Raw genomic sequence first — 26,234 nt, forward strand, 5'->3', positions numbered from 1 at the left:
AATGTTGACGTTACCACCGCCGGAGAGGTACCGTGTTTACGTGAACATCGAAGATTCCCCGGAGTTGCGCGCGACCGAGTTGAGTGGCGGCGTCACGAAACGCGCCACCGTGCTTGCCGACGGCCGCGACCTCATCTACTACGACGACCCCGGAACCGCGCTCGGCGCCGAGCGCGCCGTCGACGCACGCGCACTCGACCCGCGCCCCGACACCGCCACGATGCGCCTCGACGTTCTCACCGGCGACTGGATCACGGTCGCCGCGAACCGCCAGAACCGCGTCATGATGCCCAGCCCCGACGCCGACCCGCTCGCTCCGCAGACGCCGACGAATCCGTCAGAGGTTCCTGCGCTCTACGACGTCGCGGTGTTCGAGAACCGCTCGCCCGCCTTCGGCCCCGCGCTCGCCGAGGCGCTCGGCACCGCCCCGGCCGCGGCCAACCCGCCGCGCGGACTCGATGACCTCGACGCGCTCGGCCTCGGCCGCACCCGCACGTCGGTCGGCCGCTGCGAAGTCGTGTGCTTCAGCCCCGACCACGCAGGCTCCTTCGGCACGCAGTCCGTGACGCGCGCGCGCACCGTGATCGAGGCCTGGGCCGATCGCACCGCCGCGCTCTCGCAGCTGCCTGGCGTCCAGCAGATCTTCCCGTTCGAGAACCGCGGAGAGGCGATCGGCGTCACGCTGCCGCATCCGCACGGGCAGATCTACGCCTACCCCTACATCACGCCGCGCACCCAGCGGCTGCTCGAGAGCATCGACCGCACCGCGCCCGATCTGTTCCAGCGCATCCTCGAGTTCGAGCAGGGCTCCGAGCGCATAGTGCTCCAGGGCGAGCACTGGACGGCGTTCGTGCCGTTCGCCGCCCGCTGGCCCGTCGAAGTGCACCTCATGCCCAACCGCCACGTCGCCGATTTCGCCGAGACGAGCGAGGCCGAGCGCGATGAGCTCGCCCCGCTCTACCTGCGCCTGCTGCGCGGCATCGACGCGCTCTACGAGACGCCGACCCCCTACATCGCCGCATGGCACCAGGCTCCCGTGAGCCTCGCACGCGACTCGGTACGCCTGCACCTCGAGCTCACGAGCCCGCGGCGCGGCGCCGACAAGCTGAAGTTCCTCGCCGGATCAGAGGCCGCGATGTGGGCGTGGACCGCCGAGATCCCGCCGGAGCAGTCCGCCGCACGGATCCGCGAGGCGATCGCGCGCGCGGAAGGGGCCGGCGCATGACGGCTCGGGACGACGCGAACGCCCTGTTCGAGCAACTGACCGGTCGTGCCCCAGACGGCGTCTGGTCGGCTCCCGGCCGCGTCAACCTGATCGGCGAGCACACCGACTACAACGACGGCTTCGTGCTGCCCTTCGCGATCCCTCACCGCACATATGCCGCAGCGGGCATGCGCCAAGACGGGCGCATCCGTGTCACCTCCACGTTCGCCGGTGATGAGCCGGTCGAGGTCGCCATCGATGATCTCGCGACCTTGTTCCCGACTCCGAAAGGGGAAGAGCCTGCGGTCGCCGAGTGGGCCGCGTATCCGCTCGGCGTCGCGTGGGCGCTGCAACTCGCCGGCGCGACGGGCCGGGGCGTCGACATCGCGATCGCATCCGATGTCCCCGTCGGCGCCGGCCTGTCGTCGTCCGCCGCGATCGAGGGGGCGACGGCATCCGCGCTCGACGACCTCTGGAACGCCGGACTCGACCGCACGGCGCTCGCCCGCGTCGGCCGCCGTTCTGAGAACGAGGCCGTCGGCGCGCCGACGGGGATCATGGATCAGATGGCGTCGATGCTCGGCGAACCCGACGCCGCGATCTTCCTCGACTGCCGCACGCTCGAGACGAGCCTCGTTCGGGTCGGCGTCGCCGAGGCCGGACTCGCGATCCTCATCATGGACACCAGGGTGCAGCACTCGCACGCCACCGGCGGCTACCGCGAGCGGCGCGAGTCGTGCGAGCGCGGCGCGGCGATCATGGAGGTGCCGTCACTGCGCGATGTGTCGATGGGCGACCTCTCCCGCGCCGAGCAGTTGATGGACGACGTGACCTTCCGGCGGGTGCGTCACATCGTGACCGAGAACCAGAGGGTGCTCGACACCGTCACCACGCTGCGCGAGAGCGGCGCCAGAGCGATCGGCGATCTGCTCGTCGCCTCGCACGCCTCGATGCGCGACGACTTCGAGATCTCGGTTCCCGAACTCGACACGGCGGTCGAGGCCGCGATGGCCGCGGGGGCCATCGGCGCGCGCATGACGGGTGGCGGTTTCGGCGGTGCGGCGATCGCGTTGATCGAGCTGTCCGCGGTCGAGTCGGTGTCGGATGCCGTGACCGCCGCCTTCGCGGAATCCGGTTTCACGCCGCCGCACCTCTTCACCGTGACTCCCGCCGCCGGCGCCCGCCGCGACGCCTGAGCGACGGCAGGCCACGCCGAGGACGCAGCGACACGGCTGCGTCTCGACGTGGCCTGCATCTCGAGAGGGCTACTCGGCGTCGGCCTCAGCCAGGACGCGCCGGATGTCGCTCCGACTGCGGATCTTCCCGGTCTTGATCGCGTCGGTGATCACGACCTCCTGCGAGGCAGTGACCACCGGAACCTCTTCGCCCTCGGCATCCAGGATCTTGCCGTCCTTGATCGTGTCGCCGTCGAACAGGGTCTCGTTCGCGAGCAGGCGAGCGAGATCCTGTTCGCGGATGACCCGACCGGTGCCGGGGATGAACGCCGACCGCTCGGCCGACTTCCCGCCGAGGTGGTTGAAGAGCAGATTCAGCAGCACGGCCATGATCGCGGCCGAGGAGATGCCGGAGTGCAGGATGATCCCCACCCAACTCGGCAGCGCGTCGTAGAACGTCGGCATGACGACCGGGATCACCCCGAAGCCCAGTGAGACGGCGACGATGACCATGTTCATGTTGCCCTCGTAGTTCACCTTCGCGAGCGTGCGGACGCCGGCCGCAGCGACCGACCCGAACAGCACGATCCCCGCGCCGCCGAGGACGGGCGGCGGCACGGCGGCCACCAGCCCGCCGACGATCGGCAGCAGTCCGAGCACGACGAGGATCACACCGCCGGCGCTCACGACGAACCGTGACTTCACGCCGGTGATCGCGACGAGCCCGACGTTCTGCGCGAAGGCGGACTGCGTGAACGAGTTGAACACCGGGGCGATCGCGGACGAGATCATGTCGGCGCGCAGGCCGTTGGCGATGCGCTTGGAGTCGACCTTCGTGCCGACGATCTCACCGACCGCGATGATGTCCGCCGTCGTCTCCGTCATCGTCACGATGATCACGATGAACATCGAGATGATGCTGGCGACGCCGAACGTCGGCAGGCCGAATGCGAACGGCTGCGGAAGGGCGACGATCCCGCCGTCCGCGATGTTCGAGAAGTCCGCCCAGCCGACGATGCCCGCGAACGCCGTGCCGGCGACGATGGAGATGAGGATGGCCAACCGCGAGACGGTGGGGGACGCGACCTTGCTCAGCACGAGCACGATCAGCAGGGTCCCCATCGCGAGGCCGATGTTCTGCAGGCTGCCCCAGTCGGGATCCTCCGGCGAGGTGCCGCCCATCGCCCAGCTCGCCGCCACCGGCATCAGCGTCAGCCCGATCGTGGTGATCACGGTGCCGGTCACGACCGGTGGGAAGAACCGCACGATCATCGCGAAGAACGGCGCCACGATGAGTCCTGCGACGGATGCGGCGATCACGGCCCCGAACACACCCTGCAGCCCCTCCCCTGCGGCGAGGATGGCCGTCATGGTCGCGACGCCCGAGAACGAGACGCCCTGCACCAGCGGGAGCTGCGATCCGAAGAAGGGCACACCCCACGACTGCAGGATCGTTGCGAGGCCGCCGATGAACAGGCACGACGCGATCAGGAGGCCGATCTCGGCCGGCGCGAGCCCGGCGGCGTTTCCGATGATGAGCGGCACGGCGATGATGCCGCCGTACATCGTCAGCACGTGCTGCAGTCCGTAGGCGAAGGTGGGTCCGAGGCGGAGCCTCTCGTCCTCGGGTCGGCGGATTCTGGGCGTTCTCGACATAGATCTCTCCGTTGAGTGCGTCTGTCATGGATTCGCGCATTACTTCCGAATCGTGGAAGACATTTTCCACAATAGCGATAGCGGCGATGCTAGCACCGAATCACGGCGCGTGCTAGCGTACGAGCGCCGGCCCCCCACGGGCCGGTCGGCGGAACAGCAGACGCCGAGAAACCTGAGCTGGCGGCCCGAGCCCCAGCCACGTGTCGCCAGAGGAAAGGCGACACCATGACGAGAATCTGGCTGCGCGACCCGCTCGCGATCCACCTGGGAGCGGATGTCGATCCCGCGACCGCCACGCGGGGCATCGTCGTCGACACGGAGCTCGGCACCATCGTCGAGCTCGTCGGGCACGGAGGGCGACCGCACGTCGACGAGGTCTTCGATGCCGGCGCGCACGTGATCACCCCGGGCCTCATCAACACGCATCACCACTTCTATCAGACGCTCACGAGGGCCTGGGCGCCGGTGGCCGACCTGCCGCTGTTCGGATGGCTGGTGAACCTGTACCCGGTGTGGGCCCGCCTCACCCCTCGCGCCCTGGAACTCGCGACCACCGTGGCGATGGCGGAGCTGCTGCAGTCCGGATGCACGACGGCTGCCGACCACCATTACCTCTTCCCGACCGGCATGGACGATGCGATCGACGTCCAGGTCGACGTCGCCCGCCGACTCGGCATGCGCGCGATGCTCACCCGCGGCTCCATGTCGCTCGGCGAGGACGACGGCGGGCTGCCACCGCAGCACACGGTGCAGGATCCGGACGTCATCCTCGCCGATTCGGAGAGGTTGGTGGCCCGCTACCACGAGCGCGGGGCGGGCGCGAAGGTGCAGATCGGCCTCGCCCCGTGCTCACCGTTCTCGGTGACGACCTCGCTGATGGCGGACTCCGCGGCGCTCGCGGAACGCCTCGACGTGCGGCTGCACACTCACCTCGCCGAGACCCTGGACGAGGAGCAGTTCTGCCGCGACCGCTTCGGCCTGCGCACCGTGGAGTATCTGGAGTCGGTGGGATGGCTGTCCGATCGCACCTGGCTCGCGCACGGCGTGCACTTCAACGACGACGAGATCGCCGCGCTCGGTGCGGCGGGCACCTCGGTGGCGCACTGCCCCACCTCCAACATGCGCCTGGCTAGCGGCATCGCCCGCGCCGTGGAGCTCGAGGATGCCGGCGTGCCTGTGGGGCTCGGGGTCGACGGCTCCGCGTCCAACGACGCCTCCAACATGATCCGCGAAGTGCGCCAGGCCCTGTACCTGCAGCGGCTGCGATACGGCACCGAGCAGGTCACGAGTGCACGCGTGCTGGACTGGGCGACGCGTGGTTCCGCCGCCGCACTCGGTCGCACGGACATCGGCCGGATCGACATCGGAATGCAGGCCGATCTCGCGATGTTCCGGCTCGACGGCCTCGCGTTCTCCGGTTCGCACGACCCGATCGCCGCTCTCGTGCTGTGCGGTGCCGAACGCGCCGACCGCGTCATGGTCGGCGGCGAGTGGCGCGTGCGCGACGGAGAGGTCGTCGGGCTCGACGTGGACGCGCTGATCGCCGAGCACAGCCGCGCCGCCCGCGACCTGGTCTCGGGCCTGAAAGAATGAGAGCTTCGAGGAGAAGGAGCCCCATGTCCTGGATCGTCACCGGCGGAGCCGGCTACATCGGAGCGCACGTCGTGCGTGCACTCGCGGATGCCGGGCTCATCCCGGTCGTGCTGGATGACCTGTCCAGCGGTGTCGCGTCGTTCGTTCCGGAGGGCGTGCCGTTCGTGCAGGGCAGCATCCTCGATCGTGAGCTCGTCGAGACGACGCTTCGCGAGCATCGGGCAGATGGCGTCATCCACGTCGCGGGCTTCAAGTACGCCGGCGTCTCGGTGCAGCGGCCGCTGCACACCTACGCGCACAACGTCGAGGGCACGCGCGTGATCCTCGAGGCGATGGATGCCGCGGGGGTCAGTAACATCGTCTTCTCGTCCTCCGCCGCGGTCTTCGGCACCCCTGACGTGCCGCTCGTGGTCGAGGAGACCGCGAAGAGGCCCGCGAGCCCGTACGGCGAGTCCAAGCTGATCGGCGAGTGGATGCTGCGCGATCAGGCGATCGCGACGGCCGAGTCCGCGCATCCGCTGCGCCACACCTCGCTGCGCTACTTCAACGTCGTCGGCTCGGCAGATGAGACCGTCTACGACGTCAGCCCGCACAACCTCTTCCCGATCGTGTTCGAGGCGCTGCTCGCGGGCAAGACGCCCAAGATCTTCGGCGACGACTACGCCACGGAGGACGGCACGAACGTGCGCGACTACGTGCACGTCGGCGACATCGCGGCCGCGCACGTCGCGGCGGCGAAGCGCCTCGCCGGCGGTGAGAGCATCGAGCCGGCGTACAACCTCGGCTCCGGCGACGGCCTGAGCGTGAAGCAGATCATGGATGCCGTCGTCCGCGTCACCGGCATCGACTTCACGCCGGAGATCGGCCCTCGCCGCGCCGGCGACCCCGATCGCATCGTGGCGACCGGCGAACTCGCCGCCCGCGACCTGGACTGGAAGATGCGCTATACGGTCGACGAGATGGTGCGCACCGGCTGGGAGGCGCGACGCGCAGCCGAGTAGCCGGACGCCGCGCCTCGTAGTGGCCCTCTTCTCCTACTGCTCCTGGGACTTGCGCGGATCGGTGAGGGCCGTCATCGCGTCGACCAGGGTCGAGTGGATGTACTCCAGCTCGGGGCTGGTGAACGACTCCCAACTCGCGCCGTCGTCGACCGCATCCGTCTGCTCCCAGCTCTGTTCATCGGTCGCTGGATCGTGGCGATAGATCCACCACAGGTTCGCCTGCGGGTCCTGGATCCGCGCGAACTCGTCTCCGAAGAAATCCGTCGGTTGCGTGACGACGTTGCCGCCGAGCTGCTCGGCGCGCGCGAGGGTCGCCGGGACGTCGTCGACATAGACCCGGATGAATGCAGGAGTGAAGGGCCAGCCGGGCTTCCGGTCCGCGATCGTGATCATCGAGTCTCCGATCAGTAGCTCGGAGTGCAGGATCAGCCCATCGGTGTCGACGGTGCGCGCCTCCGCGACATCGACGGCGCCGAAGACCTCGATGACGAATTCGATCAACGTACTCGCGTCGTCGGTCATGATGAACGGGTTCACAGTGTTCGACCCGGCGGGCCGAGCGGGAGTGGTGGTCATGGTGGTTCCTTCCGAAGGCGAGGGGATTCCTGCTGACGTGCGCTCTCCACTCTTCCCGGCCTTGTGGCCGATATATGTCCACAAGAAGAAGTACATTGGACGGCATGTCAACCGGAACCAGGGCGCTCGAGCTTCTCGGGCTCCTGCAGTCGCGTCGCCACTGGCCGAGCGACGAGCTCGCTCGGCGTCTCGAGGTGAGTCAGCGCACGCTCCGCCGCGACATCGACGATCTGCAGGAGCTGGGCTACCCGATCGTCTCGACGCGCGGAACCGGCGGCGGGTACCAGCTCGGCCCTGGTGGTTCACTTCCTCCGCTGACCCTCAGCGAGGAGGAAGCGGCTGCGGTCATCATGGGCCTCAAGGAGATCGCCTCTGGTGCATCTGCGACGTCAGGGGATGCGGCGATCAGCGCTATGGCGAAGATCGTCCAGGTGCTTCCCGAGCGCATCCGCCGTCGCATCGACAGCCTGCGGAGCCTGTCGATCGCTCCCGCAGGGGATCCCCGCGCGAGTATCACCGACGTCGTGGCGTTGACGACCGTCGCGCTCGCCTGCAGAGACCACGACGCGTTGAGGTTCACTTACCGAGCGCGCAACGGGGAGGTCACCGAGCGCAACGTCCATCCCCACCGGACGGTCAGCACGGACGCCCTCCTCTACCTCATCGCCTGGGATCTCGACCGAGCCGACTGGCGCACCTTCCGCATCGACCGCATCGACGATCCGACGCGAACCCGCCAGAAGTTCACTCCGCGAACGGTCCCGTTCACCGACCCGGTGGCGTACGTGCGGGATCAGATCAGGTCGACGCCGGCGAGATACGCGATCCATGCGACGGTGCAGGCACCGGCGCAGCGGGTCACGCAGGAGATCGCGCACTACGGTGTCGTCGACCCGATCGACGACGCTTCGTGCGAGGTGCACCTTCCTGCCGACTCACTCGACTGGGCCACGTTCTGCCTCGGAGCCATCGGAGCCCCCTTCGTCGTCCATGGGCCGCCCGAAGCCGTCGATCACATGCGCCAATGGGGTCGACGACTCATCGCCGGCACCCAACGCACTCCTCTCGATCCGGTGCGAAGATGACGGAATGCTGATCCGAGGGGCGACCACCGCCGACGCACACGGCATCGCTGTCGTGCACGTCACATCGTGGCAGGCGGCTTACGCCGGTCTCATGCCGCAGAGCGTTCTCGACGATCTGTCGATCGACGATCGCGCCGAGCGATGGGCGCACATCATCGCAGCGCCCGGGCGCGGATCGCGCACACTCGTCGCGGAGCGTGACGGCGAAGTGGTCGGGTGGGCGAGCTTCGGAGCCGCGCGTGAGAACGACGGCCCTGGCTCCGGCGAGCTCTGGGGCGTATACGTCCTGCCGTCCGCATGGTCGTCCGGTGTCGGGCACGCACTGCTGGAGGCTGTGGAACAGGGCCTCGCGGATGACGGGCACTCCACGGCGTACTTGTGGGTGCTCGCCGGCAATGAGCGCGCGGCGACGTTCTACACGAGGCACGGATGGATCGACGACGGTGGCACGAAGGTCGAGGAACGGCCCGGTCTCATGCTCGACGAGCGACGGCACGTCAAGGCGCTGCGACGAGATCGCGCGCGCGGATCGGGTAGAGGAAGAAGCACACCCACGCCAGGGCTGTGAAGACCATCGGCACGACGGCCAGCATGATCCGGATGCCGCCGTCCACGGCATCCGGCTGCGCGTCGCCGAGAGAAGCGTCGAAGCCGCTCGCGTTCAGCACCCACGCGGCGACGACCGCCTGCAGCACCACCGACCCGCGCACGACGAAGCCGTTCACACCGAAGTACACGCCTTCGCGCCGATGCCCTGTGCGTGCGGCGTCGTCGTCGATGATCTGCGCGAGCATGACCTCGAGCAGTTGCAGCAGTCCCCCGACGCCGACGCCGACCGCGATCCCGACGAGCGCCGCCCCGAGCACGGAGGCCGGCACCAGATATCCGAGCACGGCGACCGCGAACACGCCGACCGCCCACAGCACCGCCGTCCGCGGCGACGTGACCTGCACCACCTTGCTCCACAGCAGGATCGCCGGGATCGCCACCACGAATATCACGCCGAGCAGGATGCTGCTCTCTCCTTCGGTGGCGTGCAGCGAGTACCGCACATAGAACGGGATGGCCGCGAGGATCACCGCGATCGCGGTCTGCACGAACAACGACCCGAGCACGTAGGGCACGAACGCGCGATTGGCGAAGGTGTATCGCAACTGCTCGGTCCACCGCATGGCATCCTCGCCGGCGACGACCTCGCCCCGCCGCTCCAGCATCCCGCCGGCGAACGACCACACGAACAGCACCAGGCACACGAGGCCCAACGCGATCGCCATGCCCGGCCAGCCGATGCTGTCGTACAGCAGCGGCGCACCGGCCGTGCCGAGGATCATCCCGACGATCGCGAACACCTGCCGCGGCACGTTGCCCCTCGAGCGCTCGGCCGTCGTGCGGAAGATCTCAGGGAACAGCGCGGAGATGTTGAGGACGACCACGACGAAGGCGATGTCGTACACGGCGACGACGACGAGGAACCACGCGATCAGACCGCCGGCGGACAGCGCGGGCGGCATCCAGACCAGCGCGAACGCGACCACGAGCGGCACGATGCCGAGCCCGATCCACGGGATCCGCCGGCCCCAGGGTGTGCGGATCCGGTCGGAGAGTGCGCCCACGAGCGGGTTGAGCAGGGCGTTCAGGATGCCGTGGGCGATCATCGCCGCGGCCACCCACTCCGCCGGCACCGCGAGGTGGGCGACGTAGAAGTACACCACGAACGCGGAGAAGGTCTGGGCCATCAATTGGATCGGGAACCCGGAGGCCCCGAAGGCGACGGACTGGGCGCGAGAGGGCGCTGCATCCAGGCGACGATCACGGATACGCGCTGCAAGGCTCATCGCTGTGGCTCCTGTCGGCGCTGCACTTCGCGCAGCGCACGCCAGCTTATCCGGATGAGTCCCTCCTTCTCGATGGTCTCGTGCACGAGAGGATCGGCGAGCAGCCGCCGCTCGTACCCGCGCTTGGCCGCGCCGTAGTCCACGGCCGCCCGCAGCTCGTGCCCGTCGACCATCGGGTGCAGGTAGATCTCAGTCACCCCGGCCGGCACCGCGCGCAGCAGTCCGAGGAAGCCCTCGCGGATCTGCTCGTACGTCTCCTCCCGATCGGTGCCCTCACCGGCCAGCTCGAACGGATGCGTCCAGAGCCGGTCGAGGATGACGATCCCCGCAGCATCCGCGGCCGCCGTGGCCCTGTCGAGCGCCGGCTGCATCGCTTCACCGAGCTGGAGGCCGTCGACGATCCTCGGCAGCCGGAACGGGAGTCCGTGCCGTGCGGCGAGCGCGAACACCGGCTCGAGCAGGTCGCGGCCGGTGTGCAACCCGTATACCGAGCCCATGTGATTGTCGAGATGCGTGACATCGACGCCGGCAGCGAGTGCCGCACCCAACTGCGCCGCGAGTTCGGCCGACACGTCTCCGATCGCCGCATTCTCCTCCACTGCTCGCACATCGGCCGGGAAGAAGCCGGCACGGTCGACGAGGCTCGTCCCCCCACCGGTCAGCGGCCGCCACCGATAGCGGCTCCACTCGCTCGTGAGCACGAGATGCACGCCCACGCTCATCTCAGGATGCGCGGCAGCGAAGGCGAGCGCCTCCGGCGCCCAGGCGCACGGCAGCATGATCGTCGACGAATCGAGGTGCCCGGCCGCGAGGAGGTCGGTGATCGCCTCGTTCGCCGCGTGGCACATGCCGAAGTCGTCCGCGTTGAGGATGATCACACGCGCATCGGATCCGAGCCCCAGGCGAGCGGTGAGGTCCGACGGCGGGGACATCAGGCCGGCATCCCGCCGAGCGAGACGAAGCGGGAGAACGAGCGCTCGCGCAGCGCTGAGGCCGCCTGTCCGATCGCGCCCACCATGGTCGCCTCGCGTCCGAACGCCGAGGTCACGAACTTCAGGGCGAGCAGGTGGGAAAGTGCTTCGGCCGCACGATGCACCGCCGCGACGAAGCACGGGTGCGCGGCGTGGCCGGTCAGGACGAACGCCTCCGGATCGATGACGAGGGTCACGCTGCCGGCGACGACCACGAGGCGCCGCGCCAGCTCGTCCACCATCGCCTTCGCCGCTTCGTCCCCGTCGCCGCACGCATCGAGGTGGACGGGCAGCGGATCGGCAGGGTCACGGCCGTGCAGGAGCGCGAGATCCTCCACGACGTCGTCGTTGATCACCGGCACGCCGATCGGCACGGGAGGCTGGGGTAGATACTGCACCTCGCCCGCGACACCGGAGGCTCCTCGGTGCAGCACGCCGTCGAGCACGGTGCCGGCGCCGAGCCCCTCGTCGATCATCAGCAGCGTGAAGCTCGAGAGCTCACGGCCGACGCCGGACTCCGACTCGGCGAGCGCCGCCAGATTGACGTCGTTCTCGATGTGGACGGGGCATTCGACGTGCGCGGTGAGCGCTGCGAGCAGCGCCCCGCCGTCCGGACCCTGATCGTCTCTGATCTCGCCGCCTGGCGTCACGATCCCCGGCATCGCGACCACGACGTGCTGCAGAGGACCGGGCACCGCCCGACGGCACTCGGCGATCAGCGCGGCGATGTCAGCGGCTCGGTCGTCGACGTGCCCGAGCGGCGCATCGCACTGGGCGCGCACCGCTCCGGTCGGATCGACCAGGGTGGCATGCATCGTGGTGTGGTCGAGGTGCACGGCTGCCGCGAATCCGAGTCCTGGATGAAGGGAGACCCGGGTCGCCGCCGGACCGCGCGTCGCTCGGTCCACCCCAGCGGATGCTACGGCGTCCCCAGCTTCGAGCATCCGAAGGACCTGAGTGACGGCTGTCCGCGACAACCCGGTCTCACCCATCAACTCCGCTCGAGTCAGGGGCCCACGTCGAGCCAAGGCCTCCAGGATCGCTCTCGCGTTCAGGGTTCGCAGCAGGGTCTGCGGACCCGCCAGAGGTTTTGTCACCACGTTTCCTCGTGCATCGTTGGGGGTAAGTATGACACGAAGTGTCCATAAGTGCGACACTTTTCGTCGCACTCGTGCCGATACTCTCTAGTCGTGATCGAATCGCCCATGGTACGCACCGTTTCCGGACCAGTGCGCGGATCATGGCGGGACCATGGAACCCCCGCCGCATCCGCCGCCTTCCTCGGCATCCCGTTCGCCAGGGCGCCCATAGGCGACCTCCGCTATGCGGCGCCAGTGCCTGCGGAGTCGTGGACAGACGTACGAGACGCGACCGAGTACGGGGCCACCGCATTGCGCACGACCGGCACCGACACCCTCATCCCGGAGCCGGCCGTCGCCGGCGACAGCACTCTGAACGTCAACGTGTTCACCCCTTCGCTCCATGCGTCTCTGCCCGTACTGGTCTGGATCCACGGCGGCGGCTACACCGAGGGCTCCCCCGCGAGCCCCTGGTACGACGGCAGCCGCTTCAATCGCGACGGCGTCGTGACGGTGTCGATCTCGTACCGACTCGGCTTCGACGGCTTCGGATACATCGAGGGCGCACCGCATAACCGCGGAGTCCTCGATTGGATCGCCGCCCTCGAATGGGTGCAGCAGAACATCGCGGCGTTCGGCGGCGACCCTGACCGGGTGACGATCGGCGGGCAGTCCGCGGGCGGCGGAGCCGTGCTGGCGCTGCTCGGGATGCCGTCGGTGCAGCACCTGTTCCATCGGGCGCTGTCGATCTCCGGGGCTCTCGCCGGTGTTCCCCTCGACGATGCGCGGGAGCGCTCGGCCCGGCTGGCCACGCTCGCCGGTGTCCCCGCCGATGCGGACGGCTTCCGATCCGTCGATGAGGCGGCCCTGCACTCCCTGCAGAACAAGGCAGCGAGTGCGAAGCACGGACTCGCTGCGCTGACCGATCAGCTCGTGAACGGCCTCGCGTGGGGCCCGATGGTCGACGGCGACCTCATCGCGCAGCCGACCGTGGATGCACTGCGCGGCGGGATCGGCGCGGACAAGCCGCTGCTGCTGGGCGCCGCCGACGACGAGTTCACGATGGTCGCAGAGAGGGAGGAGACCGCGCTGCGCCTGGTGCCGCCTTCGCTGCTGCTGCGCCCCTTCATCAGGGACCGCGATGCGCGCCGCGCGTACCTCGAGGCGAACGAGCCCCAGCGCGCGCGAGGCACCGCCGCGATCGCGGGCCGCTACGTCAGCGATCGCATCTTCCGCATCCTCGTACCCCGCGTCGCGGAGGCACGACTGCGTGCGGATGCCGCGACCTGGGCATACCGGTTCAGCTGGGTCTCCCCCACCAAGGGCTGGGCGTGCCACTGCCTCGACGTGCCGTTCTGGTTCGACGGGCTGGACAGGGAGCGGGTGGACGCCCTCGCGGGCGAGAACCCGCCGCAGTCGCTCGCGGACGAGATGCACGGGGCCGCCGTGCGCTTCATCACGGATGGGGATCCGGGCTGGCCGGCCTGGTCGACAGCGCCCGGCATCGCGCGGGTCTTCGACGGCACGGGTCCGGCCGTCGCCGAGGACGCCTACGACAGCACCCTCGCGCTGGTCTGAGCGTCCGTCGAACGCGCGTCGCCGGAAGGGTTTCCCGGGTTCAGATTGCACCGAACCCGGGAAATCCTTCCGGCATCCACCCGCGGACCGCGGAACGCAGGCGCGTTAGCCGACGACCACCATCTCGTTCGGCACCTCCGGCAGCTCGGCGGAGGCGATGACCTCGCCGGTCGTGGCATCCAGCGTCACGATCGTGCTGTTCGCGGCGTCTGTGACGTAGACCACGTCGCCGAGTGCGGCGATCGCCGGGTGCGGCTGCTGCCATTCGCTCGGACCCTCCCACGCATCGATCGCGTCGTGGGATGCCGTGACGGCACCGGTCGCCGGGTCGATGACGTGCAGCTTCCCGTCGGAGCCGATGAGCACGGCGTCGCCGCTTTCGACGCGGGTCACGCCGCGGAACGTGTAGCTGACGCCCTCAGGAAGAGCGACCTTCTCGAGGGTCTTCGCCTCGGTGTCGACCAGCGCGATGTCGGTCAGGAGGTAACCCTCCATGTCGGGGTCGTCCTTGTAGTCCATGACGACGAGGGGGCTGTTCTCCGAGACGTACGCGTTGCCGATCCGGCCGAACTCGTCGGGCGAGTCGAGCTTGGTGATCGCGCCGTCGTCGAAGACGAGTGCGCCGTTCTCACACCCGAAGACGACCGCCTCGCCCTCAGCGGTTCCCTCACCGTGCACACCGGGGCACTCGGCGCTGGTCGCGATCTCGGCGCCGTCCGCGTCCACCGCACGGATGCCGGAGCGCCCGTTCGCGTCGCCGACGGTGGTGACGAAGGTGCCGTCCTCCAGCACCACCGAGACGCCGTGGTGCGCCTCCACTCCCTCGATGACCTCCGCCTCGGGAAGGCTGCCGTCCGCGTCGGCGAGAGCGTCCGTGTCGAAGATCGTGGTGTCGCTGGTCGCGTCGTCGTACAGCACGGTCTTGCCGCCGTGTCGGACGACATGCCCTGCGGCAGCGGCGTCGACGACCTGGTCGGTGAGCTCTGGCTCGCGCATGTCGAGCAGCTGGAAGCCCGCGGAGGTCGTCACGAAGGCGTGCCGCCCGTCACCGGCGGAGTTGAGCCGGACGAAGTCTTCGGTGGGCAGGTCGTCGATCACCTCGAGGCTCTCGCCGTCGACGATCAGCACGCCGCCGGCGTAGGCCACGGCGACGCGCGGCCCTTCTGCGGCGGCATCCGTGCTCGGCGCGGCGGCATCGGGGGTCTCGGCTGCGGACTGCGCGCCGCATCCGGTCAGCAGCAGTGCCGCGGCTGCGGCGGCAGCCGCCAGACGTGCGGTTCGTTTCAGCTGTGTCATGGGTTTTCCTTTCGTGGCGCCCTCTCGGGCGGGGTCATGGGTCCAGGCCCTTGGCGATGCGTTCGGTGTTGACGCGCATCATGTCGAGGTAGGTGTCGCCGGGTTCGCCCGGCTGCGCGAGCGATTCGGTGATGAGCTCGACGACATCGACGTCGCGGTCCGCCTCCTCGGCGAGCACCTGCACGAGCCGATCGGGCTGCGACGACTCGGCGAAGATCGTGCGGACGCCGGCGGTGTCGATCGCGTCGACCAGCTCCTGGAGATCGGCGGGGCTCGGGGCCGCGAGAGTCGTGCCTCCCGGGATCGCCGCGCCGAGAAGTGTCACGTCGTAGCGATGGGCGAGATAGCCGAAGACGTGGTGGTTGGTGACGAGCGCCCTGTGCTCGGCGGGGATCTTCGACAGCGCGCTCGTCATGTGCTCGTCGAGGGCGACCAGATCTTCCCGATACGCCTCGGCCGCGGCGAGTACATCGTCGCCACCGTCACCTGCGAGCTCCGCCAGTTCGGGAGCGAGCGCATCCACGACGAGGACCATCTGCGACGGATCAGTCCAGAAGTGCGGATCGGGACCGGAGCCCTCGGCGTACTCGATCACCTCGACATGCGCGCCGGCCTCCACCACCGGAACGCCTTCGTCGGCTGCGGCCTCGACGTGCTGGGCCAGCCCCTCTTCGAGTCCGAGCCCGTTGGCGACGATGAGTTCGGCGTCACGCAGCCCGGCGGCCTGCTGCGCGGAGAGCTCGAACGAATGCGGATCGGCACCGGGCGCCATCAGCGTCACCACTTCGAGCTGGTCGCCGGCGAGTTCGGCGACCACGTCACCGAGGATGTTCGTCGTGACGTACACGCTCGGACGCTCGTCCGCTGCGGGCGCGCATCCGGCGAGCGCCCCCGCCGCGACGGCCGCGGTCACCAGAGCCGCAGCGATCCGGCCGCCCCGGCTCATCGGCCCGTCCCCGCAAGGTGCAGCGGTGCGGCCGCTGTCTCGAACGTGCGGGCGATGCGTGCATCGTCGGCCGGATCGATCTCCCACATCGCCTGCTCGGCGGGGCCGTTCAGATATGCCCTGTTCTGATCGACGACGAACGTCACTCGGGCTGCGAGATCGGGATCGGCGAGGGATGCCGCGACGAGCGGCTCGGTCCGCGCGACGATCTCCCCTCCGGCGAGCACGAGCACGGATCCGGTGGCGGTGAGCGCCAGCACGCGATCCGCGTCGTCACCCACGGCGGTGACCCGCACGATCGCCTCGCCGAGATCTTGGAAGGTCCAACTCCGTGCGCGAGTGTCCAGCAGCCAGACGCCGTTCGTCCCCGCGAGCGCGGCCGCGCTCGGACGCCCCTCGCGACCGGCGAAGTCCGTGGCCGGCGCCGACGTGCCGGAGGGGTATGCGATGCGCTCCCACTCCGCCGGGTCGCCGCCGACCGAGAGTGCCGCGCCGTCCGCGCAGCCGATCACGACGCCGACGACCGTGGTGATGGTGCCGGACGCCTGCGCACAGGGGATGGACTCACCCGCGGTGCCGTCCGCTTCCCGCACCCGCAGTGTCTGCGCGACGCCGTCGGAGTCCGGCTCCGTGACGACCGCGCCTTCATTCAACGGCACGACGAGGCCGGCGTGCGGTTCGACCGGGACGCGGAACTGCTCGACGACCTCGCCGTCGGCGAGCGCGGGAGTGTCGAGCAGCACGGCCTCGTCGTCGAACAGGATGCCGGTGCCGGTCTCTCCGGTGACCACCCTCGCGACTCCGCCTCCTTCCACGTCGCCGATCACGCGGGACGGCGCCTCGTAGTAGTGGAAGTGGTCGATGTGGCTCCACGTCCAGACTCCGCTGTCGATCACCGTCACGGAACCGTCCCTGATGCCGAACAGATAGCGCCCGTCAGTGACGAGATCCTCGATCGGTTCGATCTCGTCGAGCACCTCCGACCCTTCGTCGAGCAGGTCGAGGTGGTGCACCGCTCCCTGCTCGTCCACGGTGGTCAGGTGCAGAGCGGGCTCCGCGAGCTCGTGCGCGCCGGCGATCTCGCCGTGCCCGTCGCCGACGGCCTCCCCTGTCGGGGATGCGGGGGCTGACGGGGTCACTGCACAGCCGGACAGCGCGATCAGGAGGATGCCGGACGCAGCGGCAAGACGGGTTCTCATATGGTCCTTTCGGTGAGGGCGTGCCGACGCCCTGAAGCGGAGACGATCGCATGGGCCGCAGCGGACACCGCGGCAGATCCGATCGCGACGAACGCGATCGTCGCGCCTGCAGCCGTTCCCGCGTGCCACGACACGAGAAGGCCGATGGCGACCGAGGCGGTGCCGATGAGCGCCGCGAGGATCATGGTCGAAGGGATGCGCCGCGCCCAGCGACCTGCGGCGACCGCCGGCCCCAGCAGCATCCCGACGACGAGCAGCGATCCGACGGCCTGATAGGCGGCGACCACGGCGAGTGTGATGAGTCCGACCAGCAGGACGTGCGCGATCTGCGGCCGGAGTCCCAGCAGCTGCGCCTGCCGCTGGTCGACGGTGACCGCGACGAATGAACGGTGCCCGAGCACGGCGACGGCGATCGTGACGACGGCGACGACCGTGAGGACGAGCACGTCCTCCGGTGAGGCGGCGAGGATGTCACCGAACAGGATCGCGGTGGCATCCGTCGCGAAGCTGCGCGAGGCGGAGATCACGATCACGCCGAGCGCGAGGCTGGCCACGAACAGCAGTCCGATACTGGTGTCGGCCGAAAGGCGCCCGCGGCGCTGGAGCACGCCGATGCTGAACGACATCCCCGCTGCGCTCACCGCCGCACCGAGCACCGGTGGAATTCCCAGCAGCGTCGCGACGGCGATGCCGGGCAGCATCCCGTGCGCCATGGCCTCGCCGAGGAACGCCATGCCGCGCAGCACGACCCAGGTGCCGACGACGCCGCAGATCACCGCGACGAGGGCACCGGTGAGCAGCGCACGCTGGACGAACACGACGGTGAAGGGATCGAGCAAGGGGGACACAGACAGCGACTGTAGCAGTTATTGAGAACGATTTTCATTTGCAATAATGAGAGGCGTGTCATCTCCGCCGCTGCTTCTGCCCACCACGCGCGTCCTCGCCCTGCGGGACGTCGCCGTCGATCTCGATGGGCATCCCGCGCTCCGCGGCGTCGATGCCGAAGCGCATGCCGGTCGCCTCCTGGCGATCACAGGAGCCAACGGATCAGGCAAGTCGACATTTCTCGCCGTGGCGGCAGGGCTGCTCACCCCGCAGCGAGGGATCGTGGATCTGCGCCCAGGCATCCGCATCGCACTCGTGCCGCAGTCCACGCCGCTGGCCCCGCACCTGCCGTTGAGCGTCACCGACATCGTCACCATGGGCACGTGGGGACGGCTCGGCGCCTGGCGCCCGGCGCGCAGGGCCGATCGAGAGATCGTGCGCGATGCGATCGCCACCGTCGGGCTCGCCGACCTCTCCCGACGCCCGATCGGCACCCTCTCCGGCGGGCAGCGGCAGCGCGCGCTCCTCGCCCAGACCCTCGTGCAGCGCGCCGACCTCGTGCTGCTCGACGAGCCGATGGCCGGGCTCGACGCGCGCTCGCGCGAGATCATCGCGGCCACGATCGACCGGCTCACCGAGACCGGATCCGGCGTCATCGCGGTCACGCACGACGTCGCGGAGTTCGCCTCGGTCGACGACGTCCTGGAGCTTCAGGACGGTCGGGTGCTCAGAGCGTCGTGACCTCGGCGTGCGGCATGCGCTGCGTCATGACGCGCACGGCCTCGGGATTGTCGTCGACCAGCACCGCGTCCCGACCAAGGGCGGATGCCACAGCTCCGGTCGTGCCGCTGCCGGCGAAGAGGTCGAGCACCCGATCGCCAGGCCGGCTGGACGCCTGCACGATCCGGCGGATGATGCCCTCGGGCTTCTGCGTCGGATAGCCGGTCTTCTCCCGCCCTGTGGTCGGGACGATGGTGTGCCACCAGACGTCGGTGGGCAGTTTTCCACGCGCGGCCTTCTCGGCAGTGACGAGCCCCGGGGCCATGTACGGCTCCCGATCGACGTCGTCCGAATTGAAGACGTGCTGCCCCGGCGTCTTCACGTACACCAGGATCGTGTCGTGCTTGGTCGGCCAGCGCCTGCGGGACTTCGCGCCGTAGTCGTACGCCCAGATGAGTTCGTTGAGGAAGCAGTCGCGCCCGAACACGGCGTCGAGCATCACCTTGGCGTAGTGCGCCTCACGGTAGTCGAGGTGCAGGTAGAGCGTGCCGTCGTCGGCGAGGAGACGCCACGCCTGTTCGAGCCTGGGCATCAGGAAGTCGCCGTAGTCGTCGAAGCTGTCGTCGTAGGTGCGCAGCATGCCGCGCACCCGCTCGTACTGATGCCCGTGGAAGCCGTGCCGGATCTCACCTGCCTGCGCATCTTCGCCGGACGCGCGGCGCGCGGTCATCACCTGGCGGTTCTGCGCGCGTCCCGTGTTGAAGGGCGGGTCGAGGTAGACGAGCGTGAAGGATGCCGACGGCAGAGTCTGCGCGACGGCGAGGTTGTCGCCCTGGACGATCGAGACGGAGCCCGGTGCGTCTGTCACGGCACGCGATGCAGCCACGCATCGGTGGCGAACTTCGACTCCACGAGCGCCTCGGCATCGGCGTACTCGTCGGCGGTGATCGCGCCGTCCTCCGCATCGGTCAGCGATCGGAACGTCGCCTTGAAGCTCTCGATGATCTCGGCGCGGCTGAGACCGGTCTGCGTGCGGAGCGGGTCGACTCGTTTCGCCGCAGAAGTCGTGCCCTTGTCGCTGAGCTTCTCGCGCCCGATCCTCAGCACCTCGGTCATGACCTGACCATCGATGTCGTAGGAGATCGTCGCATGATGCAGCACACCGCCGTTCGCGAGACGCTTCTGGGCCGCACCGCCGATCTTGCCGGTGGGGCTCGCGATGTCGTTGAGCGGCTGGTACGTCGCATCGACGCCGACCGACTTCAGCGCCTGCAGCACCCAGTCGTCGAGGAACGCATAGGAATCGGCGAATGTCAGCCCCTGCACGAGGGATGCGGGGACGTACAGCGAGTACGTGATGATCTGGCCGGCGGCCATGAGCATCGCCCCGCCGCCGGAGATGCGACGGACGACGTCGAAGCCGTGCTTGGCGGCGCCCTCGGGGTCGACCTCGTTGCGGTACGACTGGAAGGAGCCGATCACGACGGCCGATTCGTCCCATTCCCAGATCCGCAGGGTGGGGCGCCGACGACCCTCGCCGACGCGCGACGTGAGCACTTCGTCGAGTGCGAGGTTCATGCGCGGCGAGACCGCCTTCTCGTGCACGACCTCCCAGTCGAAGTCGCGCCACCCCGGAGCGGTGACGAGCGCGCGGCGCACGGCGGTGCCGACGGATTCGGGGTTGAACCCCAGCAGCTGCGCCCCCGCGGGCAGCGCCTCGCGGACCGCTGCGGCGATGGCCGTGGCGTCCGTCTCGGCCGGCAGCCCGTTGACCGCGGCGTTGATGTCCTCGAGCGCGCTGTCCGGCTCGAGGAAGAAGTCTCCCGCGAGACGGAAGTCGGTCAGCCGACCCTCTTCGACCTCGAGATCGACGACGACGAGCTTTCCACCGGGGACCTTGTACTCACCATGCACGAATACAGCTTAAGCCGCAGCGCCGTCGGCAGGCGCGGGGATGTGCTTGTCGAGCCAGGCGAGCAGGTCGGCGCGCACCTCCTCCTGCTGCAGTTCGTTGAATATCTCATGCCGCGCATCCGGGTACACCAGTGTCGTCACGTCGGTGAGGCCGGAGCGGCTGCGGTACTCGTCGGCGAGCTTGTGCACGCTGTGCGGGCCGCCGACCGGATCGTCGCGGCCGACCAGCAGCAGCATCGGGATGTCATGGCCCAGCCCCTTCGCCGGACGTCCGTAGAGTTTGAGCGCCTCGATCGGGCCGAACAGCTTCAGCAGCGGCACGTTCGTCGTGAGCGGGTCGTCATCGAACGCCTTCCACACGGCAGGATCACGGCTGAGCCACTCGTAGCCTGTCGCGTCGGCCAGTTCCCACCGCGCGTTCAACGGTGCCGCATTCAGGTCGCGAGGGGTGCGCAGAGCCGAGCCGGAGAGGACGACGGCATCCCACGCCTCCGGATGCTCGTTGACGAGCATCTGCGCCAGGAAGGACCCCCAGGAGTGCCCGAGCAGCACGAGCGGAAGGTCGGGATGCTCGGCGCGGATGATGCCGGTGAGCTGCCAGATCGCCTCCTTCGCGGCGCGGAGCCCGCCTTTGCCGAGCTTTCCGAGTCGCCCCGGCTTTCCGTCGTGCTGGCGGATGCCGGTGCGCCCGTGTCCGCGGTGATCATCGGCGTACACGATGAAGCCGTGGCCGGTGAGCGCGTCGATGAGGGCTCCGTAGCGCCCCGCGTGCTCGCCGACGCCGTGCAGGAGCTGCACGACTCCACGAGCCGCCCCCACCGCCTGATGGACGTCGTAGACGATCGCGACGCCGTGCGCGTCGGTGAACTCCGAAGTCTGGGGCATGCGTCGAGTCTACGGATCGTGCCACGTCGGCGTCAGCGAGTGTCGCGTCGGCCGTCACAATCGCAGACGACCGTCGCCTGCGTCAGATGCCGAGTGCCTCTCGCACGGCGAAGGCGGCGACGCGATCGGTGATCTCGTGACCGCCCACGCCGTCCGAGGCGGACCCCATCCGCACGCCGGCCCCCTCGGCGGCGATGGCGCGTTTGGCGGAGAAGTGCAGCGCATCGACCCCGGTGGCGGCGAGCGCCACGGCCCCGGCCGCCACCACGCCGCTTCCCGCCATGATCTCGATGCGACCGCCGGCTGCGGTGACGAACGCACGCAGCGTGTCCACTCCGTCGATCGCCGTCGAGGCTCCGCCGGAAGTGAGCACGCGACGCAGCCCGAGTTCGATCGCCCGCTCCAGGGTCGACAGCGGGTCGGCGGTCACATCGATCGCGCGGTGCAATGTGACGGAGGCTCCGCCCGCGGCGTCCCGCAGGCGCGCCATCGCATCGAGGTCGAGGGAGCCGGAAGAGTCGAGCGCGCCGACGACCACGCCGTCGGCGCCGTTCGCGACGGCCCATGCCACGTCGCGCACAGACACGGCGATCTCGTCGGCGTCGTAGTGGAACCCGCCGGCACGCGGGCGGATGAGCACGTGGATCTCCGGACCGCTCTCCCCCGCGGCTTCGCGCGCGAGTTCCAGCGTCGCCGGCGAAGGCGTCAGGCCGCCGAGTGCGAGCGCCTGGGTCAGCTCGACCCTGGCCGCACCGACCTCGCGCGCGATGCGCACTCCGGCGGGATCCTGGACGGCGAGCTCGAGTGCGATGTTCACAGCATCCATTCTGCCCTCCCCATTCTCAGGAAATTTAGTTAGACTACCTAAGTAATGACAGAACCTGACGATCTCCTCCACGCCACCGCCACCGATCTCCGCCTCGCCACCTTCCGCCTCGCCCGGCGCCTCCGCCGCGAGCGCGCCGTCGACAGCATCAGCGATGCGCAGTTCGCCGTGCTCGCCTGCCTCCGAGGCAACGGACGACTGCCGGTGGGAGAGCTCGCGCAGCGCGAGCGGGTGAGCGCCCCGACCATGTCGAGCATCGTGGACGGCCTCGCCGAGAGCGGCCACGTCATCCGGGTTCCGAGCGACAGCGATCGACGCCGGGTCTACATCGAGATCACCGACGCCGGCATCGCCGTCGTCGCGGCGACCGTGCAGAAGCGCGATGCCGCGCTCGCCGACGCGCTCGCCGAGTTCGACTTCACCGACGACGAGCTGCGCACGCTCCGAGAAGCGGCGGCCCTGATGCGGAAGGTGGCCGAGCGATGACCGCGATGTTCCGTTCGTTCAGCTCCTTCAACTACCGGATCTGGTTCCTCGGCGCCCTCGTGTCGAACGTCGGCGGCTGGATGCAGGCCACCGCCCAGGACTGGGTCGTGCTCACCGAACTGACCGACAACGACGCCACGGCGATGGGCTTCACCATGGCCCTGCAGTTCGGGCCTCCCCTCGTCCTGGTCAGCCTGACCGGCTGGGTCGCCGACCGGTTCGACAGACGGAAGATCCTGCTGCTCACGCAGACCGTGCTCATGGCGCTCGCGCTCGGCGTCGCGGCGCTGCTGCTGACCGGCGTCATGACGCTGCCGCTGATGTTCTGCTTCGCGCTGGCCTTCGGGATCACGAACGCGTTCGACGCACCGGCCCGCCAGGCCTTCGTCTCCGACATGGTCTCGATCGGTGACGCATCCAATGCCGTCGCGCTGAACTCGGCGTCGTTCAACATGGCACGGCTCATCGGCCCCGCAGTCGGAGGGCTGCTCATCGTCGCCGTCGGCACCGGCTGGGTGTTCGTGATCAACGCCGCCACCTTCCTCGCGATGCTCATCGCCCTCGTGCTGATCCGCTCGCGCGAGCTGCTCCCCCGCATCAACAACACCGGGCGCACGCGTCTCGCCGAGGGCTTCCGGTACGTGTGGGGTCGGAGCGACCTCAAGGTGACCTTCGTCATGGTGTTCCTGATCGGCGCGTTCGGGATGAACTTCCCGATCTACGCCTCGACCATGGCCCTCGAATTCGGCCGGGAGGCCGACGGATACGGCCTCCTCAGCTCGGTGCTGGCGATCGGATCGCTCGTGGGCGCACTGCTCGCCGCGCGCCGCGACAGGGCGCGCATCCGCGTGCTCGTGCTCGCGGCCGGCGGATTCGGTCTGGCATCGATGATCTCGTCCTGGATGCCGAACTACTGGAGCTACGCCACGGTCCTGATCTTCGTGGGATTCTCCACAGTGACGATGCTCACCACTGCGAACGGGTACGTGCAGACGACGACCGATCCGGCGCTGCGCGGGCGCGTGCTGGCTCTGTACATGGCCGTCGTCATGGGGTCGACTCCGATCGGTGCGCCGATCGCCGGCTGGATCACGGATGCCGCCGGCCCCCGCGCGTCGATCATGTTCGGCGGCATCGCCGGCCTCGTCGCCATGGCGGCCGGGGTGACGTGGATGCTGGCCTCGGGCCGCCTGCATAGACGCGAGAACACGCGTTTCCGGTTGACTCTCGACGAGACCCGCCCGATCTCCGTGGTGCGCGCCGACCCGGTCGAGTTCAGCGACGAGGTCGCCGCGGCCACCACGCCGATCCGCACGGTGCGCGCGGACTGACACTCCCGCTCGCCCGCGTATCTGGCTAGCGTGGAGGGATGAGCGCACCGGAGAACAGCGAGAATCAGGGCCCTTCACCCACCGCCGACACCGCCCTGGATCCGGCGCCGAAACGCTCGCTCCCGCCGGTGCAGCGCTGGGTGTTCTGGCCGGCGGCCGTGATCGTCATCGTGTTCGTGGCTTTCACGCTCATCGCTCCCGGCATCGCCGAGAGCATGTTCAAGACGATCCAGACCACGATCGTCAACGCGTTCAACTGGTACTACGTGCTCATCGCCGTGGTGTTCGTGGCGTTCAGCCTGTACCTCGGGTTCAGCCGGTTCGGAGACATCAAGCTCGGCAAGGACGACGACGAGCCGGAGTTCTCGTTGATGAGCTGGTTCTCGCTCCTGTTCGCTGCCGGCATGGGCATCGGGCTGGTGTTCTACGGCGTGTCAGAGCCGCTGACCCACTTCGTCACTCCCCGTCCTGGCGTGACCGGCACTCCGGAGCAACTGGCGCAGGCGGCGCTCGGGCAGACGTATCTGCACTGGGGCGTGCACGCGTGGTCGATCTACGTCGTCATCGGTCTCGCCCTCGCATACGCCATCCACCGCCGCAAGCGTCCGATCTCCATCCGATGGACGCTGGAGCCGCTGCTCGGCAAGCGCGTCGAGGGCGGCTGGGGTCATGCGATCGACATCATCGCACTCGTGGGAACGCTGTTCGGCGTCGCGACATCCCTCGGTCTCGGGGTGCTGCAGATCAGCGCCGGCCTCGATTCGGCGGGCATGGTCAAGCCTGATGCGACCACCCAGGTCATCATCATCCTGGTCATCTCGGTGTTCGTGCTCGCCTCGGTGCTCTCGGGCGTCACCAAGGGCATGAAGTGGCTATCGACCGCGAACCTCGTGCTGGCCGGCATCCTCGTGCTCTACCTCCTCGTCATGGGACCCAGCGAGTTCCTGCTGCGCGACTTCGTGCAGTCGATCGGCTACTACGTCCAGAACTTCGTCGGACTCTCGTTCAACGTGAGCGCCTTCCAGGGCACCGCCGGTGAGGAGTGGCAGGCGCAGTGGACCTCGTTCTACTGGGGCTGGTGGATCTCGTGGGCGCCGTTCGTGGGGATCTTCATCGCCCGGGTGTCCAAGGGGCGCACGGTGCGCGAGTTCGTCGCCGGCGTCATCCTCGTTCCGACGCTGCTCGGCATCCTCTGGTTCTCGGTGCTGGGCGGCTCCGCGCTCGCGATCGAGCTTCAGAACCCCGGCGCGCTGCTCAACGCGGAGGGCGAGGTCGACCTGCAGGGCGCTCTGTTCCAGATGCTCGAGCACGTCCCGGGGGAGCAGATCATCACGATCGGCGTCATCCTGCTCATCGGCATCTTCTTCGTCACGTCCGCTGATTCCGGAGCGCTCGTGATGGGCATGATCGCCACGGGAGGGCAGCAGAACCCGAAGCGCTGGATCCGCACCTTCTTCGTGCTGGTGACAGCCGCACTCGCTATCGCGCTGCTGCTCGCCGGCGGCCTGACGGCGCTGCAGACGGCCGCGATCACGATCGCCCTTCCGTTCAGCGTCGTCATGCTGCTGATCTGCTGGTCGACCGTGGTGGCGTTCACTCGCGAGCGACGCGCGTACGCGAGAGCCGAACGTGCGCAGCTCATCGACAAGATCGGCGACTACTACGGCCTCGAGGTCGAGGCGCGCGACGAGACGGGGCTGCTCGGCGCGCAGCCCCGATGGCTGCGCAACCTCCAGCGCCGCCTCGGTCTGCCGGTCGCGCCGACCACGCCGATCCGCATCCCCGTCGAGCTGCTCAGCGCGGAGGGCCGAGCAGATGCCGGTCCTGCGACGCTCGACGTCGACGATCTCGTGTCTGCGGACGAGCTCTCCGGCTATGACGATCAGGATGTGCCGTCGCACGGAGAGGATCAGGAGCCTCCGGTGCGCTGAGCACTCCGACGCCGATGTGCTGTCTGCGCATACAGTCGTGATGATCGTGTGCGAAACGCACATCGTCGGTTCGTCGCGCCGACTTCTACCGTGGGAAGGACCGCCCACGAAGGAGTGAC

The 26,234-nt window shown here is 68.9% G+C and carries 24 protein-coding genes; 11 read left to right on the forward strand and 13 right to left on the reverse strand.

The window, feature by feature from the left end; translation table 11 throughout:
* Positions 1-4: 4 nt before the first annotated feature.
* Both galT and galK read left to right on the forward strand, forming a co-directional pair.
* Positions 5-1,225 carry a galactose-1-phosphate uridylyltransferase gene (galT, locus tag ACYVG2_RS10960; protein WP_460781455.1) on the forward strand — a complete coding sequence of 407 codons (1,221 nt, stop codon included), beginning with the start codon at positions 5-7 and terminating at the stop codon, positions 1,223-1,225.
* Complete coding sequence (gene galK / locus ACYVG2_RS10965; RefSeq protein WP_460780994.1) at positions 1,222-2,400, forward strand: galactokinase; 1,179 nt, start codon at positions 1,222-1,224, stop codon at positions 2,398-2,400. Before galT ends, galK begins: the two co-directional genes overlap by 4 nt.
* A 69-nt stretch (positions 2,401-2,469) precedes the next feature.
* Here the strand turns inward: galK and ACYVG2_RS10970 are convergent, their stop codons facing one another.
* Positions 2,470-4,035, reverse strand: coding sequence for a nucleobase:cation symporter-2 family protein (locus tag ACYVG2_RS10970; RefSeq protein WP_460780996.1), 1,566 nt, complete (start codon positions 4,033-4,035; stop codon positions 2,470-2,472).
* A gap of 225 nt (positions 4,036-4,260) precedes the next feature.
* Here ACYVG2_RS10970 and ACYVG2_RS10975 point away from each other — a divergent pair, with 225 nt between their 5' ends.
* Together ACYVG2_RS10975 and galE are read left to right on the forward strand one after the other, a co-directional pair.
* Positions 4,261-5,628 carry an 8-oxoguanine deaminase gene (locus ACYVG2_RS10975; RefSeq protein WP_460780997.1) on the forward strand — a complete coding sequence of 456 codons (1,368 nt, stop codon included), beginning with the start codon at positions 4,261-4,263 and terminating at the stop codon, positions 5,626-5,628.
* A 23-nt stretch (positions 5,629-5,651) separates the two neighbouring features.
* Positions 5,652-6,629, forward strand: coding sequence for a UDP-glucose 4-epimerase GalE (gene galE / locus ACYVG2_RS10980; RefSeq protein ID WP_460780999.1), 978 nt, complete (start codon positions 5,652-5,654; stop codon positions 6,627-6,629).
* A 33-nt stretch (positions 6,630-6,662) separates the two neighbouring features.
* Here the strand turns inward: galE and ACYVG2_RS10985 are convergent, their stop codons facing one another.
* Positions 6,663-7,205 carry a VOC family protein gene (locus ACYVG2_RS10985; protein WP_460781001.1) on the reverse strand — a complete coding sequence of 181 codons (543 nt, stop codon included), beginning with the start codon at positions 7,203-7,205 and terminating at the stop codon, positions 6,663-6,665.
* Between the two features lie 104 nt (positions 7,206-7,309).
* Between ACYVG2_RS10985 and ACYVG2_RS10990 the strand changes: the two genes are divergently transcribed.
* Complete coding sequence (locus ACYVG2_RS10990; protein ID WP_460781003.1) at positions 7,310-8,290, forward strand: helix-turn-helix transcriptional regulator; 981 nt, start codon at positions 7,310-7,312, stop codon at positions 8,288-8,290.
* A gap of 4 nt (positions 8,291-8,294) precedes the next feature.
* Positions 8,295-8,858: a GNAT family N-acetyltransferase gene (locus ACYVG2_RS10995; RefSeq protein ID WP_460781004.1), complete on the forward strand. Its 564-nt coding sequence runs from the start codon at positions 8,295-8,297 to the stop codon at positions 8,856-8,858.
* On the opposite strand, the gene ACYVG2_RS11000 is transcribed toward ACYVG2_RS10995, so the two are convergent.
* From ACYVG2_RS11000 to ACYVG2_RS11010, 3 genes are read right to left on the reverse strand one after another with little or no spacing between them, the layout of a single operon-like run.
* A complete protein-coding gene (locus ACYVG2_RS11000) occupies positions 8,788-10,125 on the reverse strand; it encodes an MFS transporter (RefSeq protein ID WP_460781005.1) in 1,338 nt (445 codons plus the stop codon). The genes ACYVG2_RS10995 and ACYVG2_RS11000 overlap by 71 nt on opposite strands.
* Entirely contained in the window at positions 10,122-11,057 is a 936-nt protein-coding gene (locus ACYVG2_RS11005) for a ChbG/HpnK family deacetylase (RefSeq protein ID WP_460781006.1), read from the reverse strand. The genes ACYVG2_RS11000 and ACYVG2_RS11005 overlap by 4 nt, the downstream gene beginning before the upstream one ends.
* The gene (locus ACYVG2_RS11010) at positions 11,057-12,253 is read right to left on the reverse strand and encodes an ROK family transcriptional regulator (protein ID WP_460781007.1); all 1,197 of its coding nucleotides are present in this window, start codon (positions 12,251-12,253) and stop codon (positions 11,057-11,059) included. The genes ACYVG2_RS11005 and ACYVG2_RS11010 overlap by 1 nt, the downstream gene beginning before the upstream one ends.
* Before the next feature lie 48 nt (positions 12,254-12,301).
* Here ACYVG2_RS11010 and ACYVG2_RS11015 point away from each other — a divergent pair, with 48 nt between their 5' ends.
* Positions 12,302-13,753, forward strand: a complete 1,452-nt coding sequence (locus tag ACYVG2_RS11015) for a carboxylesterase/lipase family protein (RefSeq protein WP_460781008.1) — start codon at positions 12,302-12,304, stop codon at positions 13,751-13,753.
* A gap of 105 nt (positions 13,754-13,858) precedes the next feature.
* On the opposite strand, the gene aztD is transcribed toward ACYVG2_RS11015, so the two are convergent.
* The 4 genes from aztD to aztB are packed head-to-tail and all read right to left on the reverse strand — an operon-like array spanning position 13,859 to position 18,042.
* Positions 13,859-15,049, reverse strand: coding sequence for a zinc metallochaperone AztD (gene aztD, locus ACYVG2_RS11020; protein ID WP_460781009.1), 1,191 nt, complete (start codon positions 15,047-15,049; stop codon positions 13,859-13,861).
* Between the two features lie 34 nt (positions 15,050-15,083).
* On the reverse strand, positions 15,084-15,995 hold the full coding sequence (locus ACYVG2_RS11025; protein ID WP_460781010.1) for a metal ABC transporter solute-binding protein, Zn/Mn family: 912 nt from the start codon (positions 15,993-15,995) through the stop codon (positions 15,084-15,086).
* Positions 15,992-17,194 (reverse strand): hypothetical protein, encoded by a 1,203-nt coding sequence (locus ACYVG2_RS11030; protein WP_460781011.1) that lies wholly within the window; start codon positions 17,192-17,194, stop codon positions 15,992-15,994. Before ACYVG2_RS11030 ends, ACYVG2_RS11025 begins: the two co-directional genes overlap by 4 nt.
* Positions 17,191-18,042 (reverse strand): zinc ABC transporter permease AztB, encoded by an 852-nt coding sequence (gene aztB / locus ACYVG2_RS11035; RefSeq protein ID WP_448964461.1) that lies wholly within the window; start codon positions 18,040-18,042, stop codon positions 17,191-17,193. Before aztB ends, ACYVG2_RS11030 begins: the two co-directional genes overlap by 4 nt.
* A 55-nt stretch (positions 18,043-18,097) precedes the next feature.
* On the opposite strand from aztB, the gene aztA reads away from it, so the two are divergent.
* Positions 18,098-18,763 (forward strand): zinc ABC transporter ATP-binding protein AztA, encoded by a 666-nt coding sequence (gene aztA, locus ACYVG2_RS11040; RefSeq protein ID WP_460781012.1) that lies wholly within the window; start codon positions 18,098-18,100, stop codon positions 18,761-18,763.
* On the opposite strand, the gene ACYVG2_RS11045 is transcribed toward aztA, so the two are convergent.
* The 4 genes from ACYVG2_RS11045 to ACYVG2_RS11060 all read right to left on the reverse strand — a co-directional run bounded on the left by ACYVG2_RS11045 (position 18,750) and on the right by ACYVG2_RS11060 (position 22,367).
* Positions 18,750-19,628, reverse strand: coding sequence for a DNA-methyltransferase (locus tag ACYVG2_RS11045; protein ID WP_460781013.1), 879 nt, complete (start codon positions 19,626-19,628; stop codon positions 18,750-18,752). The genes aztA and ACYVG2_RS11045 overlap by 14 nt on opposite strands.
* The gene (locus tag ACYVG2_RS11050) at positions 19,607-20,656 is read right to left on the reverse strand and encodes a lipoate--protein ligase family protein (RefSeq protein ID WP_460781014.1); all 1,050 of its coding nucleotides are present in this window, start codon (positions 20,654-20,656) and stop codon (positions 19,607-19,609) included. Before ACYVG2_RS11050 ends, ACYVG2_RS11045 begins: the two co-directional genes overlap by 22 nt.
* Before the next feature lie 9 nt (positions 20,657-20,665).
* Positions 20,666-21,541: an alpha/beta fold hydrolase gene (locus ACYVG2_RS11055; protein ID WP_460781015.1), complete on the reverse strand. Its 876-nt coding sequence runs from the start codon at positions 21,539-21,541 to the stop codon at positions 20,666-20,668.
* Between the two features lie 82 nt (positions 21,542-21,623).
* On the reverse strand, positions 21,624-22,367 hold the full coding sequence (locus ACYVG2_RS11060; RefSeq protein ID WP_460781016.1) for a copper homeostasis protein CutC: 744 nt from the start codon (positions 22,365-22,367) through the stop codon (positions 21,624-21,626).
* A gap of 45 nt (positions 22,368-22,412) precedes the next feature.
* On the opposite strand from ACYVG2_RS11060, the gene ACYVG2_RS11065 reads away from it, so the two are divergent.
* Genes ACYVG2_RS11065 through ACYVG2_RS11075 form a run of 3 tightly spaced genes read left to right on the forward strand, consistent with a single transcriptional unit; the run spans position 22,413 to position 26,115 of the window.
* A complete protein-coding gene (locus ACYVG2_RS11065; RefSeq protein WP_460781017.1) occupies positions 22,413-22,853 on the forward strand; it encodes a MarR family winged helix-turn-helix transcriptional regulator in 441 nt (146 codons plus the stop codon).
* A gap of 5 nt (positions 22,854-22,858) precedes the next feature.
* Complete coding sequence (locus ACYVG2_RS11070) at positions 22,859-24,184, forward strand: MFS transporter (RefSeq protein ID WP_460781456.1); 1,326 nt, start codon at positions 22,859-22,861, stop codon at positions 24,182-24,184.
* Between the two features lie 38 nt (positions 24,185-24,222).
* Positions 24,223-26,115, forward strand: coding sequence for a BCCT family transporter (locus tag ACYVG2_RS11075; RefSeq protein WP_460781018.1), 1,893 nt, complete (start codon positions 24,223-24,225; stop codon positions 26,113-26,115).
* Positions 26,116-26,234: the final 119 nt, after the last annotated feature.

Source organism: Microbacterium shaanxiense, from assembly GCF_054779995.1.

Coding starts and splice junctions, on each gene's coding strand:
- ACYVG2_RS11065 (WP_460781017.1), top strand. CDS start 22,413: ATGACAGAACCTGACGATCTCCTCCACGCCACCGCCACCGATCTCCGC.
- ACYVG2_RS10990 (WP_460781003.1), top strand. CDS start 7,310: ATGTCAACCGGAACCAGGGCGCTCGAGCTTCTCGGGCTCCTGCAGTCG.
- ACYVG2_RS11070 (WP_460781456.1), top strand. CDS start 22,859: ATGTTCCGTTCGTTCAGCTCCTTCAACTACCGGATCTGGTTCCTCGGC.
- aztD (WP_460781009.1), bottom strand. CDS start 15,049: ATGACACAGCTGAAACGAACCGCACGTCTGGCGGCTGCCGCCGCAGCC.
- ACYVG2_RS11075 (WP_460781018.1), top strand. CDS start 24,223: ATGAGCGCACCGGAGAACAGCGAGAATCAGGGCCCTTCACCCACCGCC.
- galE (WP_460780999.1), top strand. CDS start 5,652: ATGTCCTGGATCGTCACCGGCGGAGCCGGCTACATCGGAGCGCACGTC.
- ACYVG2_RS10985 (WP_460781001.1), bottom strand. CDS start 7,205: ATGACCACCACTCCCGCTCGGCCCGCCGGGTCGAACACTGTGAACCCG.
- ACYVG2_RS11015 (WP_460781008.1), top strand. CDS start 12,302: ATGGTACGCACCGTTTCCGGACCAGTGCGCGGATCATGGCGGGACCAT.
- ACYVG2_RS11060 (WP_460781016.1), bottom strand. CDS start 22,367: ATGGATGCTGTGAACATCGCACTCGAGCTCGCCGTCCAGGATCCCGCC.
- ACYVG2_RS11030 (WP_460781011.1), bottom strand. CDS start 17,194: ATGAGAACCCGTCTTGCCGCTGCGTCCGGCATCCTCCTGATCGCGCTG.
- ACYVG2_RS11055 (WP_460781015.1), bottom strand. CDS start 21,541: ATGCCCCAGACTTCGGAGTTCACCGACGCGCACGGCGTCGCGATCGTC.
- ACYVG2_RS11025 (WP_460781010.1), bottom strand. CDS start 15,995: ATGAGCCGGGGCGGCCGGATCGCTGCGGCTCTGGTGACCGCGGCCGTC.
- ACYVG2_RS11005 (WP_460781006.1), bottom strand. CDS start 11,057: ATGTCCCCGCCGTCGGACCTCACCGCTCGCCTGGGGCTCGGATCCGAT.
- ACYVG2_RS11000 (WP_460781005.1), bottom strand. CDS start 10,125: ATGAGCCTTGCAGCGCGTATCCGTGATCGTCGCCTGGATGCAGCGCCC.
- ACYVG2_RS10970 (WP_460780996.1), bottom strand. CDS start 4,035: ATGTCGAGAACGCCCAGAATCCGCCGACCCGAGGACGAGAGGCTCCGC.
- ACYVG2_RS10995 (WP_460781004.1), top strand. CDS start 8,295: ATGCTGATCCGAGGGGCGACCACCGCCGACGCACACGGCATCGCTGTC.
- ACYVG2_RS10975 (WP_460780997.1), top strand. CDS start 4,261: ATGACGAGAATCTGGCTGCGCGACCCGCTCGCGATCCACCTGGGAGCG.
- galK (WP_460780994.1), top strand. CDS start 1,222: ATGACGGCTCGGGACGACGCGAACGCCCTGTTCGAGCAACTGACCGGT.